The sequence below is a fragment of the Methanosphaera sp. A6 genome (assembly GCF_001729395.1).
In the GTDB taxonomy this organism is placed as follows: domain Archaea; phylum Methanobacteriota; class Methanobacteria; order Methanobacteriales; family Methanobacteriaceae; genus Methanosphaera; species Methanosphaera stadtmanae.
The window spans coordinates 25,940-39,919 of the sequence record NZ_MAIF01000103.1; the positions used below are offsets into that span (position 1 = coordinate 25,940).

Here is a 13,980-nt window from a genome sequence, read left to right on the forward strand (position 1 = left end):
TAGGAGGAATTTACTTGGAATATGATTATATAATAGTAGGTGCAGGTATTACAGGAATTACTGCTGCAGAACAATTAGCTAATGTTTATGATAAAAAAGTACTTTTAATTGATAAAAATGATCATATTGGAGGAAATTGCTATGATTACTATGATGAATCTGGTATTTTAGTACATAAATATGGTCCACATATCTTTCACACAAATAATGAAGAAGTTTATTCTTATTTATCATTATTTACAACATGGAATGTGTATAATCATAAATTAGTATGTAATATTAATAATACAGTTATACCAGTACCATTTAACTTAATAAGTATTGATAAGACTATGCAAGATGATAATCAGAAAATAACTACAGCACTGCTTACAGAATATATTGTAAATGACACATTACCTTTAGATAAACTTAAAGAATCAAAAAATCCTGATATACAAAAACTAGTTAGTTATGTTAATGAGAACATATACACACCATATGTTAAGAAAATCTATGGAGTAGATCCAGAGAAAATATGTGAAGTTGATGGTGTTAATATTAATATCACCATATCATATGATTGTAGATATTATCAAGATAAATACCAAGCAGTACCCTCAAATGGATATACTTCCATGTTTGAAAATATGCTCTCTAATCATAACATCAACATACTACTCGAACATGATTATAACGATATAATTTCTATTGACTTAGAAAACAAAAAAGTATACTTTAATGATGAAGAATATACTGGTCAATTGATTTTTACTGGTATGATTGATGAGTTTTTCAATTATTGTTATGGAAAACTTCCATATAGATCAATTGTATATATGAATGAAACAGTTGATCAAATACATTTTCAGGAAAATGCTTCAATAATCTATCCAAATGATTATCATTTCACTGAAATTACTGAATATAAGTACATTACAGGACAACATGCAAGAAATACCACCATACAATTTGCATTTCCAACAGATTATAATCCAAAATATGATGAAACTAACATTCCATACTATCCCATAATAACAGAGGAGAACAGAGAATTATTTAGAAAATATGAAAAATTAACTGAAAAATTCCCTCAAATAACATTTATGGGAAGATTATGTAACTATAAACATTTGAATATGGATGAAGCTGTGCAGAATGTTCATGATGTACTTTTTAGACAATTAAAACATGAAATAGACGAGGAATATATTTGAATTTAAAAGAAATACTTAAAAAAAAAGTTGAAGAAGATCCTGATTCATTTATTTCAAAGAGAATATTTCAAATATTTAGAGTACTTCATGATCTTAATATTTACTTCATATATATTACAGGTAACATACCCTCACATAGATTTAGAGAATTCATGTATCGTAATATATTTAAGGTAAAGCTATCAAAAAATTCAATAATCTACTGGAAATGTAGATTTTTCAGACCCTCCAATGTTCATATAAATGATAATACTATTATTGGAGATAATGCATTTCTTGATGGTCGTGGTGGATTATATATTGGATGTAATGTTAATATTGCAGGAAATTTTAAAGTATATACAATGGAACATAATATAACAAGTCCTACCTTTGAAAGTACAAGTGATTCTGTTTATATTGATGATTATGTTTATATTGGAACGAATGTTATGATTATGCCAGGAGTACATATTCATGAGGGAGCAGTAATTGCATCAGGAGCAGTTGTTACAAAGGACGTACCTTCATGGTGTATGTATGGTGGAGTTCCTGCAAAATATATTAAGGACAGACCTGTTGTTAAGTATACGTTAAATACTAAGATAAAGGATTTATTTAGATAAGTGATAGTTATGAGTACTATTAGAACATTAGTTAAAAATACAAGTGTATTATTCCTATCCCAGATGATAGGATATGTTCTTGCTTTTTTATATACATTATACTCTGCAAGATATCTTGGAACTACTAATTTTGGTATAATTTCATTTGCTACTGCAATTTCTGGATTATTTGCTATTTTCACAGATTTAGGTCTCTCAACACTCACTATTCGTGAGGTTGCACGGGATAAAACTAAGACATATGAATATCTTGGTAATCATGGTATGATAAAGTTAATACTTTCAATAATAACCATGATTGGTCTTGTATTATTTGTTAATATTGGAGTATTTAATGAAACAACAAAGTTAGTTGTTTATATTATTGGTTCTTCAGTGATTATTGATGCTTTTAGTGGAACATTCACTTCCATGTTTCGTGCATATGAACAGATGGAATATCAATCTATTGCAGAGATTATTAACTCTGTAACAATGTTTATTGGAGTATTATTCTGTGTATTTACTAAACAGTCTGTTATTGGAGTAGCATCAATCTATTTAATATCAACAGTACTAGTTTTAATATATAACTTTGCAATGTGTACTAAAAACTATGGATTAATACATTTTCAAGTTAATTTAAAACTATGGAAGTATCTAATATACACGGCATTTCCTCTTGCAATAACAAGTATCTTTGCTCTAATATCATTTAAAATGAATACCATACTTCTTAATATACTAACAACAAGTGCACATGTAGGTGAGTATACTGCTGCATTTAATTTAATGCAAGCATTGATTTTCATACCCACAGTATATTCAACTGCAATACTACCAATATTTTCAAAATTTTATGTTAATAGGCCAGACATGCTTGAATATTCATATAAAAAGTCATTGAAGTATTTAACAATATTAAGTGTACCTATTTCCATGGGAACAATGGTGTTATCCAAAAAAATCATCTTGTTTATGTATGGAAGTGCATATATAAATACTATTCCAGTACTTGAATTGATTATATGGGCCCTACCTGCAATATTCCTTAGTTATATTCTTGGAACAAGTATTGCATCTATCAATAAACAACATGAAACTGTAAAGGCAACATTCATATGTTTACTCTTTAGTACAATAGGAAATTTCATACTAATAAAGTTATTTGACAGTACTGGAGCTGCCATGATTACAGTTATTAATGAAGTTAGTATGGTGTTATTCTACATGTATATCATGCATAAATATGGATATAGTGTACCACTAAGAAGTATACTTCTAAAACCATTTATTGCAAGTGTAGTTATGGGTGGAGTAATATACCTACTAGATTTAGACTTATTTGTAAGTATAGGTGTTGGAATTATAGTCTACTTTACAACAATTCTCCTTATTAAAACATTTAATGAGGATGACTGGAACATATTTAAACAATTACTACCACAGAAAGTTCTTAAATACATAGAAAATAGGATGGAATAATTATGATGAGTATAGTCTGTGTATATAATAACAAAACTATATTAGAAGAATATTTACTTAAAAGTCTTAAAAAACAAACCTCAAAGTATGAATTGATACTTGTTGATAATAGAAAAAACAAGTACAGTAGTGCTGCAAATGCACTAAATCATGGTGCAAGAAAAGCACATGGTAATTACATTGTATTTGCCCATCAAGACATTTATTTTTCCCAAAATTCCTGGTTAGATCGTACTGAAAAATGTCTATCTACCCTTAATAATATTGGAATTGTAGGAGTTGCTGGTAAAACTACAGATAGTCTTGTTAGAAGTAATATAAAACAAGGAATAATTCCTGTAGATGTAACACCCTATAAACTAGAAAAAGTAGAATTAGCATCCACTCTTGATGAATGTTTATTTATAATACCAAGGAATGTATTTAAAAAATATGAATTAAATGAAAAAATATGTCCTGATTGGCATTTATATTGTGTTGATTATGTTTATAATATAAAAAATAAGAAATACAATACATATCTTATCCCCACAGAATTAGAACATCGTTCTAAGGGTGCATCTATGTCAGAAGGATATTATGATACTCTACCTAATCTTCAAAAAAAATACATGAAAGAAAAGATAATTCGAACATGTATGGGTGACTGGTTTACATTCATACCAGTTAGTATTCAAAGAAAAATAAAGAAGTATAAACAATACTAGTAATCTACTGTAAATGTACAACAATCATCATATTTTGAAGTACATTCTACTTCTTCTACTGAAACTTCTCTGTTGAAATGTGATTCAAAAATACTTTTTAATATTCCCTTTGTAACATTACATGTTGAAATATTATATTGTAGTTTAAAACACTCATGACACCCATTATTTTTTAAAATTAAAGGTTCAAAACTACTTATTTTAAGTTGACCTAAATCTAATTCATTGAATTTATCTTTTACTAATTCTGTTAATTGTTCAAGAGTCTCATATTCAAATTGTGAATAAAGATGTTCACCAATTCTTTGACCTGTTGCTACTTCTAATGGTTCTATTTGTAAACCATGAATTAATAATATTGATTTGAATTGCCTAAATAATTCCATATATAATTGTGCTTTAGATGTTATTTGTGATTCTATTTCTGGTAATTTATATATAATTTTATCAGGACATATTTCTCCAATATAATCTGCATATATGTAGAATAATTTACTTCTTCTATCTAATGGATGAGATTTAAAACTTATAATTCCTTCATCAATAAGATTTTTTAGATGTACAGATATTGTTGATTTGGATTTTCCTGTTTGTTTAACTATTTCTATTTCACTTACTTGACCATCTAATATGTTAAGTATTTGAATTTTTATAGGACTATCTACAATTTTAATTCCTTTAGTTGTAGCATAAATCTTAATTTTTGTGTTGTTAAACTTATTTATAGGCATCATAATAATTTTTATGTATTGAAACTAATATAAATGTTATTCTAGTATATAGTTTCTTATTACACATTTTATATGAAAAATGGAATTTTATTAAATAATATTTTAAAGAAAGAATAGAATATTTTTCATTATTATAATAATTAACATATTTTTTCCAATGAGAAAGAATATAATAAGTATAAATAAGAAGTATAATTTTTTTTAATATTGAAGAAAGATATATAAATATTATAATTTTTCAAAAAAAAGATATAGGAAGTTTATATTATGGTGTTTGTGTTATCAAAATTATATCAGATGTTACCTGAAACTATAAAAAATCATCCAAAGATGATTGAATTAGTTCAGAAATTTAACAACAACAATAAATTTAGGGAAATAGAATCACATTATAGAATGCTAGATTTAATATTCAGTAGTTGTGATATTAAGGCAACAGGTACCATGAGACAGATACAATTGTTATCATTAGAATTACTTAGATTATTTGATAACATATGTCAAAAATATGAATTAAAATATTGGCTAGATTATGGAACATTACTTGGAGCCATACGTCATGGTGGATTCATTCCATGGGATGATGATATAGATATTGGAATGTTAAGAGAAGATTATAATAAATTAGTCGACGTATTTCCAAAAGAAATAGAAAAGATTGATGGATTAAGTGATAAAATAATAATATCAAAATTAACAAAACCACAAGATACCACAAATTACAATGAATTAGACCAACTTAATAGTCATACATTCATATTATTTTTCCAATGTGCATTTAAAAAACCATTTGTACATTTTGATGTATTTCCAAAGGATTATATCGAAGATTGTGGTCTAACTCCCGATAGAAATGATAAACAGACAGAATTACAAGTTGAACTTAGAAATAACATTATTAATGGTACTTGGACATTTGATGAAGGATTAGCTATACAAAATAAGAAGATGAAATTCACAACAGATAAAACATCCCATATTTCTGATGCTATTGATGGATTACATAACAATATACACAATAGAATCTATAAAACTGATTATGTTTTTCCATTAAATAAAATAGTATTTGAGGATTATGAATTTTCATGTCCTAATGATTATGAAGAATATCTTCCACTAATATATGGCCCTGAATACATGCATATTCCACATATTGCCCTTGATCATAATACAACAGGATTTGTAAAAGGTCAATATAATAACATAAAAAAAGATATGGATTATGGATTTGAAGAATCAATAGCATACTTAAAAAGAATTAATGATGAATTTAATTGAAATTCATTACTCTTTTTTAGCAACAATACGTATTAACATTGGATCATCATCTTTATAAACAGATAATCCTTGACTTTCTAATTGATAAATAACATTCAATCCATTTTTTTCTAATTTATTTACTGTTTCTTCAAAATCCAAGTATCTACGATAATGTGTTGTTACATTTTCAGTATTACTAATTCTCTCACCCTTAGAAAACATTGGATCATTAATACTACGTACTTCTAAAAAAAACAGGCCCTTATTATTTAATTGAGAACTTATCCATTTAATTACTCTGTATTCTGCTTCTTCATTAATAGAATGTAGAGTAAAACGTGAATATATATAATCATATGTATTATCTAGATTTAAATTTGTGAAATCATCAGCCTTAAATTCAAGATTATATAAGCTATATTTATGATTTAAGTAATCCATTTCTGTTTCTACTTGATCTACTGCAGTTACGCGTACACCATTGTTTGCAAAAAAAACACTGTCTCTACCATTTCCACATCCTAATTCTATAAGTGATTTACCTGGACGTAGAAAACCACTAGTAAACTTTGCAAATGTTGAGGGATCTACTGGATTTGGATTTTTTTTATAGTACTCTTCCCAATAATATTTATCATTCATAAGTAGTTATATGAAAATTATTTTATTTAAAATATTTTATTAAATAAACAAATTCCTAAAAATAAGTTAACACTAGAAAATTTATTTTAAGATATAAAATACTAAAAAATAAAGTATCCTTAATTATATAGTTTTACTTAGATATTTCTGTTATTTAATGTATCTTCCTTAAATAGCAAATATAAATACAACAATATTCTTTATCATCATAATACTTTAAAAACAACAGAAAAAAAAGTTATATTAAGCTTAAATCTTTATAAAAAATACAATACTATTGAAACTACTTTTTTAAAACTTAAATAAAATAAAAAAGATATATAAATTTAATGTTAATATAAGTAATATATTACTATTTTTTTAAGGAAATATAAGGAGAAATAATATAATGGATGTTGCTAGCGCTTATGAAGGAAAAACAATACTTGTTACAGGGGGAGCAGGTTGTGTTGGAAGTAATTTAACTAAAAAACTTGCACAATTTAATCCTAAAAAGATAATTATTTTAGATAATTTATCTTCTGCATACACATGGAATATACCTAAAGATGATTCTATTGAATTTATTGAAGGAGACATATGTGATGATCAAGTTTTAAAATGGGTATTTAAACAGAAGCCAGACTTTGTTTTCCATTTAGCAGCACATTTTGCAAATCAAAATTCTGTTGATAAACCTGAACTAGATTTAAAAGTAAATGGTTTAGGTATTCTAAAAGTATTAGAATATGCACAATTAACTGGTGTTGAAAGATTTGTATACTCCAGTAGTGGTTGTGGTGTTTATGGTTTAGATTCTAAAATGCCATTTGAAGAACATGATATTAGTATTAGTCTACATACACCATATCAGGTTACTAAATTATTAGGAGAATTATATACTAATTATTTCCATAACCTATATGATCTACCTATTGCTAATGCAAGATTTTTCAATGTATTTGGTCCTGGAGAAGTTCCTGGAAAATATAGAAATGTTATTCCAAACTTCATGTATTGGGCTATGAATAAACAAGCATTACCTATTACTGGTAATGGTAGTGAAACTCGTGACTGGACATATGTTGATGATATAATTCAAGGTCTTACAAGACTTGGTGTTGTTGATAAGGCTATTGGTGAATCTATAAATCTTGGTTCTGGTAAAGATCACAGAGTTATTGACATGGCAAACAAAGTCAATGAATTATGTGATAATGAAGCTGGAATTGAATATAAAGAACGTAGAGATTGGGATGCTAAAAATAAACTCTTATCATCCATAGATAAGGCTAAAAAAATATTAAAATACAACCCTGTTCATACATTTGAGGAAGGTCTTGAAAATACCCATGAATGGTTTGTAAATAACTGGGATAACATACAAAAAAGTGCAGAATTTTAATTAAATTTGATTGATATGGAATAGAACTAAAAGAGGTGAAATAGTTATGAGAATATTAGTTGTACAAGAATCAGATTGGATAAAAAGAAATCCACACCAACAACATCATTTAATGGAATTATTAGGTCTTAGAGGACATGAAATTAGGGTAATTGATTATGAAGTTGACTGGAAAATTGATGATGATTCAAATCAAGGATATAAAAGTCCTAGAAAAGTCTTTAAAAAGTATAAAAAGGTTTATAATACAGATAATATCACTGTAATTAGACCACCTCTTGTTAGAGTTCCTATTCTTAACTACCTTTCCATACTTCACTATCATAAAAAGGAAATAAAACGTCAAATAAAAGAATTTAATCCAGATATTATAGTTGCATTTGGTATTTTAAATGCTAATATTGCATCACGACTTGCCAAAAAATATAATATACCGTTTGTATACTACTTTATTGATGTTTTACATCAATTAATTCCTGAAAAGAAATTTAGATCATTGGGTAAACTAATAACTAAAAATACCATTAGTAAGGCCTCATATGTTCTTACTATTAATCGTAAACTTCATGAAGCTGCAATTGATTTAGGTGCTAATCCACATAAAATGGCTATTATTGGTGCTGGAATCAATTTAAAACAATTCAACTTTAAAAAGCATAATGGTTATAAAATTAGGAAATATTATCGTATAGATAACGATGACATTGTGTTGTTTTTCATGGGATTTTTATATGATTTTGCTGGACTTAAAGAATTAGCAATAGAATTAGGTAAAAATAAACAGAAGTATCCTAATATTAAATTGTTAATTGTTGGCGATGGAGATGCCTATGAAACATTGAAATTAATCCAACATAAGTATAAATTAGAAGATCAAATGATTCTTACAGGACGTCAAAAATATAAAATCATGCCTGATTTAATTGGTGCCAGTGATATTTGTATTCTTCCTGCATACAAGGATGAAATTATAATGCAGGACATTGTTCCTATAAAATTATATGAATACATGGCTATGAAAAAGCCTGTTATTGCCACTAGACTTCCAGGTCTTGTTGCTGAATTTGGAGATAAGAATGGTCTTATTTATATTAATAAACCTGAGGAAGTTCTAACAGTAGCTACTATGCAACTTAAGAATAAGCGTGATATTGCAAATACTGGTTCTTTGGGTTATAATTTTGTTAAAGAAAACGATTGGAGTAAACTTACAATTGAATTTGAAGGTATTTTAGAAAATTTAGTTCTTGATTTATTATTAAAAGATATTTAATTATCTTATTATTTTTAAGTGATTTATTATGAATATATTACAAGTTATTCCCTATTTTGCATTTAAAAGAGGAGGAGATGTGAATGTATGTTATAATCTCTCTAAACAATTAACAAGTATGGGCCATAATGTTACTATTTTAACTACTACTTTTGAGTATAATAAGGAAGATACTGATTTAGTAGATAATCTTACAATGGTACCTATTGATTATGAATTTAATTTAGCATTGTTTATTTATTCTCCTAAAATGAAAAAATGGCTTGATAAAAACATAACAAAATATGATATTATTCATTTACATGAACTTAGAAGTTATCAAAACAACATAGTTATAAAATATGCTAAGAAGTATAACATTCCATATGTACTCCAACCCCATAACTCAACTCCAAAACATGTAACAAAAACATTAATAAAACATATATACGATATTTTCTATGGAAATAACATAATACAAAATGCTACAACAACAATTGCAGTATCAAAAGAAGAAGCACAATATGATAAACAAATGAAAGCACATGATGTTCGAGTAATCTACAATGGAATGAATACAAAGGACTATGAAAATCTACCAGAAGATGGAACATACAAAGATAAACACATACATTCGCCATACATACTCTATTTTGGAAGATTAGATAAATTAAAAGGAATTGAAAACATAATAAAAGCATTTTCATTACTTCCAGAACGATATGATGAATATAAACTAGTAATTGCAGGAAAAAGTACACCATACAAAGAAAGATTAGAAAAAATTATAGAAACAAGAAATATAGAAGAAAAAGTTATATTCACAGGATTTATTAAAGAAGAGGATAAAATAAGCATATATCATGATGCAGATGTATTTGTTAATCCAGTTGAATATATGGGTGGTGTTGCAATAACAGTATTCGAATCAATACTTGCAGGAACTCCTGTTGTTGTTACAAAAGAATCTGGAGAATTAATAGATATTATGAATGCTGGAATTACAGTTGAATATGGTAACATAAATCAATTAAAATATGCTATTATAGAAACTATTGAAAATAAGCCACTTGCAAAAAAACATGTTCTTAATGGACAGGCATATATTCATAAAAATCTTAAATGGACCAGTGTTGCAAATAAAATATTGAAAGTATATGAAGATGCTCTAAATAAAGAATAAAGAGGACTATTATGACAAAAATACTGTTAATATGCCATGATATACCCTCCCTGAGTGTAGGTGCAACACTACCTATATATCATTTAATAAAACAATTGGGAAGTAAACATGAAATCCATTTAATATCATTTGATTCTGAAAAATATTCTCTAGATTCTATTAAAGATAAGTTATCTACAACCAATACCCTAAAAATACCAGAATATCATTCACTTAAAAACCAACTCAAATACACACTTAAAAATATGATTTGTCTTGATAACTTAAAAACACACAGTTTTCTAAATTATTATTATAAAAGTAGTATGAGTCATTTAATAAATAGAAAAGTGGACGCAGAAAACTTTGATATTGTAATTACTGATATGCCAATGGCTTTCTATGCTAAAAATATTAAAATTCCAAAGATAGTATATGCATTTGATGCTGTTTCAAACTACAATTATAACATGTATAAAAAGGCAGATACTCTCTTTAGTCGTATTTACTGGTATCTTAACTACTATAAAATTCACAGATATGAAAGAATATATAATCTATTTGATTCATGCATAGTTGTAAATAAGAAGGATAAAACTTTATTAGAAAGAGATGTTGATATTTCAATAAATGTTATTCCAAATGGTGTTGATACAAATTTCTTTAAAAACAAAAATCAAACAAGAAGTAAACTAGTATTTCTAGGAGATATGAGTACACCACCAAATAATGATGCAGTAAAATACTTCGTAGATAATATTTATCCACTTGTCCTAGAAAAAAGGGATGTTGAATTTATTATTGTTGGACGAAATCCCTCTGATTATATTAAATCATTAGATAAAAATCCTCATATTACAGTTACAGGTTCAGTTGATGATGTTAGAGAATATCTTAAATATGGAATTATATTCATCACACCAATGATATCAGGTACAGGAATTAAAAATAAGATTCTTGAAGCTATGAGTATGAACCTGCCAGTTATATCAACATCAAAGGGAATTAGTGGAATTTGTGCAGTAGATAATAGGGATTATTTAAATGCAGATAATGAAATAGAATTTAATGATGCAATTATCAAATTATTAGATAATAAGAAATTATATAAATACATTGCAGATAATGGTCATGCTCTTGTTGAGAAGAAATATTCATGGACTACTTCAATGAATAAATTAGATGATATAATCACTAAAATAGTAGAGAATAAGAAGTCTTAGATGTTATTACAATATAACCTTTTGATATTATATATTAGTAATAACAAATAATTATAATAATAGATCATAAGTGTTAATACTTATGTAAAAATAAGGGATTGTAGAGAATATGAAAGTTTCATTTGTTATACCAGCATTGAATGAAGAAGGAATCGTAGGTAAAACAATAAAAAGTATACCAGTAGATGAGATAGAAGAAGCAGGATATGATGTAGAAATTATTGTTGTTAATAATAATTCTACTGATAACACAGCACAGGAAGCAAAAGATGCTGGAGCTACAGTATTTTTAGAAAAAAATAGAGGATATGGTAACGCATATATCCGTGGATTTAAGGAAGCTACTGGAGATATTATTATAATGGGTGATGCTGATGGAACATATCCCCTTGAACAATCAATGGATTTCATAAATTACATTGTAGATGATGGAAGTGACTTTGTAATAGGTTCTCGTTTTAAAGGTACAATTGAAAAAGGTGCAATGCCCGCACTTCACCAATATATTGGAAATCCATTACTTACAAAAATGTTAAATATACTCTTTAACTCTGAATATTCAGATACACATTGTGGTATGAGAGCCTTTACCAAAGATGCACTACATAAAATGAATTTAACAGCACCAGGTATGGAATTTGCAGTTGAAATGGTTATTGAAGCTAGAGAAAAAAATTTAAATATAAAAGAAATTCCAATATCATATAAAAAACGTGGTGGTGGAGAAGCTAAGTTAAGTTCATTTACTGATGGCTGGAGACACGTGAAATATATGTTGAAAAGAAGATTTGGTAATTAATAATACTCATAATCTACTTTTATTAAAATACCACTTCTTTTATAAGAACCTTGTTTTTTAAACATCCATATTTTTTAGAGGATTTAATCATGAAAATTGCATTTATTTATGATACTGCATATCCCTGGGTTACTGGTGGAGCAGAAAATAGAATATTTGAAATAGGTAAACGTCTTAGACTAAGAGGACATGATATTCATGTTTTTTCATTAGGTTACTGGATGGAAACTAAAGAATATTATGGACAAGAAACTATCAAATACAATGATATAACATATCATAGTGTGGGAAAACCAATGGAATTATATACCAAGGATGGATCCCGATCTATTAAGGAAGCATTATACTTTGCTAAGTGTTTAGTAAGTGTTAACTTCGATGATTTTGATATTGTTGATTGTCAAGGTTTTCCTTATTTTTCATGTTACACTAGCAAATTAAAAACTATGAATTCGAAAGCTAATCTTGTAATTACATTACATGAAGTATGGAATGATTATTGGTATGATTATATGGGTAGAAAAGGATTTTTTGGAAAGATAGTTGAAAAAGGAATTCTACATCTTACTGATAATGTTATCTGTGTTTCTACTGCCACATATGAAAATATGCTGGAGAATAATAAACCTTCTAATTCAATAATTATTTCAAATGGAGTGAATATTAATGAAATAATCTATTTAGATCCTAGTAAACAATACTGTGATGTTATATATGCTGGACGTTTAATTGCTGAAAAACACGTGGATTTACTAATTAAAGCCATGAGAAAGGTTGTAGATGTACATCCTTATGCAAAATGTTTTATTGTAGGAGAAGGCCCAATGGAAGATTATCTAAAACATATTGTATCAACACTTGAACTTGAGAAAAATGTCTTCTTTTTAGGATTTTATAAAAATAAAGAAGATTTATATAAAACACTTAAAAGTTCATCAATACTAGTACTTCCATCATTAAGAGAAGGTTTTGGAATCATTGCAATCGAAGCAAATGCCTGTGGAGTTCCTGTTATTACAGTGAATGCTAAAATGAACGCTGCAAAGGATTTAATAAACGAAGATAATGGTTGGATAATTAATGATAATGTCGATAGCTTAGCTATTCTTATCAACCAATTGATTAGTGATGGAATTTCATATAATAAAAGAAATTTATGTAGAAAAAGTGCTAAGAAATATGATTGGAACAGTATCGCAGCAAAAACTGAGAATTATTATTTGAAAATCCTAAAAAATAATTAGATTACCTATTATCTAATTTTTTGCTTATAAAGTTCTATTTTTTAATTTTCTATTAATAAACTACTTTAAAATAAAGATAAAAAAGATTGATTATTTAATTTTCAGTATCCCCTTCATCATCAAGTTTCTTAAAATACCTAACATATCTAATAGGAAAAGTATAACAACACAATAAAAGCATTGCAATCCCCATTAATCTCCATTGTTCAAAACAAAGAGCAACCAATGTTAAACTTAAAATTGATATACAACGTGATATTATAAATACTTTAGAAGCAGTTGATTTTCTAATTAATTCATCATTTTTTTTT

14 protein-coding genes are annotated in these 13,980 nt (G+C 27.0%); 11 read left to right on the plus strand and 3 right to left on the minus strand.

The window, feature by feature from the left end; genetic code table 11:
* Nucleotides 1-14: 14 nt before the first annotated feature.
* From glf to A9758_RS03685, 4 genes are all read left to right on the plus strand, one after another.
* Entirely contained in the window at nt 15-1,196 is a 1,182-nt protein-coding gene (glf, locus tag A9758_RS03670) for a UDP-galactopyranose mutase (protein WP_011405683.1), read from the plus strand.
* A 344-nt stretch (nt 1,197-1,540) separates the two neighbouring features.
* Nucleotides 1,541-1,801, plus strand: coding sequence for a hypothetical protein (locus tag A9758_RS07725; RefSeq protein WP_369815016.1), 261 nt, complete (start codon nt 1,541-1,543; stop codon nt 1,799-1,801).
* A gap of 9 nt (nt 1,802-1,810) precedes the next feature.
* On the plus strand, nt 1,811-3,265 hold the full coding sequence (locus A9758_RS03680) for a flippase (protein ID WP_011405681.1): 1,455 nt from the start codon (nt 1,811-1,813) through the stop codon (nt 3,263-3,265).
* A 2-nt stretch (nt 3,266-3,267) separates the two neighbouring features.
* A complete protein-coding gene (locus tag A9758_RS03685) occupies nt 3,268-3,972 on the plus strand; it encodes a glycosyltransferase family A protein (RefSeq protein WP_011405680.1) in 705 nt (234 codons plus the stop codon).
* Here the strand turns inward: A9758_RS03685 and A9758_RS03690 are convergent.
* A complete protein-coding gene (locus A9758_RS03690; protein WP_011405679.1) occupies nt 3,969-4,706 on the minus strand; it encodes an ArsR family transcriptional regulator in 738 nt (245 codons plus the stop codon). The two genes, A9758_RS03685 and A9758_RS03690, sit on opposite strands and share 4 nt — an antisense overlap.
* Before the next feature lie 264 nt (nt 4,707-4,970).
* Here A9758_RS03690 and A9758_RS03695 point away from each other — a divergent pair, with 264 nt between their 5' ends.
* A complete protein-coding gene (locus A9758_RS03695; RefSeq protein ID WP_048059665.1) occupies nt 4,971-5,981 on the plus strand; it encodes a phosphorylcholine transferase LicD in 1,011 nt (336 codons plus the stop codon).
* 6 nt (nt 5,982-5,987) lie between these two features.
* On the opposite strand, the gene A9758_RS03700 is transcribed toward A9758_RS03695, so the two are convergent.
* Nucleotides 5,988-6,605 carry a bifunctional 2-polyprenyl-6-hydroxyphenol methylase/3-demethylubiquinol 3-O-methyltransferase UbiG gene (locus A9758_RS03700; RefSeq protein ID WP_011405677.1) on the minus strand — a complete coding sequence of 206 codons (618 nt, stop codon included), beginning with the start codon at nt 6,603-6,605 and terminating at the stop codon, nt 5,988-5,990.
* Nucleotides 6,606-6,993: 388 nt separating this feature from the next.
* On the opposite strand from A9758_RS03700, the gene A9758_RS03705 reads away from it, so the two are divergent.
* The 6 genes from A9758_RS03705 (at nt 6,994) to A9758_RS03730 (ending at nt 13,669) form a co-directional block, all read left to right on the plus strand.
* The gene (locus tag A9758_RS03705) at nt 6,994-7,989 is read left to right on the plus strand and encodes an NAD-dependent epimerase/dehydratase family protein (protein ID WP_011405676.1); all 996 of its coding nucleotides are present in this window, start codon (nt 6,994-6,996) and stop codon (nt 7,987-7,989) included.
* Between the two features lie 46 nt (nt 7,990-8,035).
* Nucleotides 8,036-9,262, plus strand: a complete 1,227-nt coding sequence (locus A9758_RS03710; protein ID WP_011405675.1) for a glycosyltransferase — start codon at nt 8,036-8,038, stop codon at nt 9,260-9,262.
* A gap of 28 nt (nt 9,263-9,290) precedes the next feature.
* Nucleotides 9,291-10,424 carry a glycosyltransferase family 4 protein gene (locus tag A9758_RS03715; RefSeq protein WP_011405674.1) on the plus strand — a complete coding sequence of 378 codons (1,134 nt, stop codon included), beginning with the start codon at nt 9,291-9,293 and terminating at the stop codon, nt 10,422-10,424.
* 11 nt (nt 10,425-10,435) lie between these two features.
* Nucleotides 10,436-11,626 carry a glycosyltransferase family 4 protein gene (locus tag A9758_RS03720; protein WP_011405673.1) on the plus strand — a complete coding sequence of 397 codons (1,191 nt, stop codon included), beginning with the start codon at nt 10,436-10,438 and terminating at the stop codon, nt 11,624-11,626.
* Nucleotides 11,627-11,735: 109 nt separating this feature from the next.
* The gene (locus A9758_RS03725; RefSeq protein ID WP_011405672.1) at nt 11,736-12,425 is read left to right on the plus strand and encodes a glycosyltransferase family 2 protein; all 690 of its coding nucleotides are present in this window, start codon (nt 11,736-11,738) and stop codon (nt 12,423-12,425) included.
* 89 nt (nt 12,426-12,514) lie between these two features.
* A complete protein-coding gene (locus A9758_RS03730) occupies nt 12,515-13,669 on the plus strand; it encodes a glycosyltransferase family 4 protein (RefSeq protein WP_011405671.1) in 1,155 nt (384 codons plus the stop codon).
* Nucleotides 13,670-13,763: 94 nt separating this feature from the next.
* On the opposite strand, the gene A9758_RS07670 is transcribed toward A9758_RS03730, so the two are convergent.
* The coding region (locus A9758_RS07670; protein WP_233144174.1) for a hypothetical protein at nt 13,764-13,980 on the minus strand (217 nt) is incomplete at its 5' end.

What these genes read in the sequence shown, in the direction of transcription:
- A9758_RS07725 (WP_369815016.1), top strand. Translation starts at nt 1,541, where the DNA reads ATGGAACATAATATAACAAGTCCTACCTTTGAAAGTACAAGTGATTCT.
- A9758_RS03680 (WP_011405681.1), top strand. Translation starts at nt 1,811, where the DNA reads ATGAGTACTATTAGAACATTAGTTAAAAATACAAGTGTATTATTCCTA.
- A9758_RS03685 (WP_011405680.1), top strand. Translation starts at nt 3,268, where the DNA reads ATGATGAGTATAGTCTGTGTATATAATAACAAAACTATATTAGAAGAA.
- A9758_RS03690 (WP_011405679.1), bottom strand. Translation starts at nt 4,706, where the DNA reads ATGATGCCTATAAATAAGTTTAACAACACAAAAATTAAGATTTATGCT.
- A9758_RS03695 (WP_048059665.1), top strand. Translation starts at nt 4,971, where the DNA reads ATGGTGTTTGTGTTATCAAAATTATATCAGATGTTACCTGAAACTATA.
- A9758_RS03700 (WP_011405677.1), bottom strand. Translation starts at nt 6,605, where the DNA reads ATGAATGATAAATATTATTGGGAAGAGTACTATAAAAAAAATCCAAAT.
- A9758_RS03705 (WP_011405676.1), top strand. Translation starts at nt 6,994, where the DNA reads ATGGATGTTGCTAGCGCTTATGAAGGAAAAACAATACTTGTTACAGGG.
- A9758_RS03710 (WP_011405675.1), top strand. Translation starts at nt 8,036, where the DNA reads ATGAGAATATTAGTTGTACAAGAATCAGATTGGATAAAAAGAAATCCA.
- A9758_RS03715 (WP_011405674.1), top strand. Translation starts at nt 9,291, where the DNA reads ATGAATATATTACAAGTTATTCCCTATTTTGCATTTAAAAGAGGAGGA.
- A9758_RS03720 (WP_011405673.1), top strand. Translation starts at nt 10,436, where the DNA reads ATGACAAAAATACTGTTAATATGCCATGATATACCCTCCCTGAGTGTA.
- A9758_RS03725 (WP_011405672.1), top strand. Translation starts at nt 11,736, where the DNA reads ATGAAAGTTTCATTTGTTATACCAGCATTGAATGAAGAAGGAATCGTA.
- A9758_RS03730 (WP_011405671.1), top strand. Translation starts at nt 12,515, where the DNA reads ATGAAAATTGCATTTATTTATGATACTGCATATCCCTGGGTTACTGGT.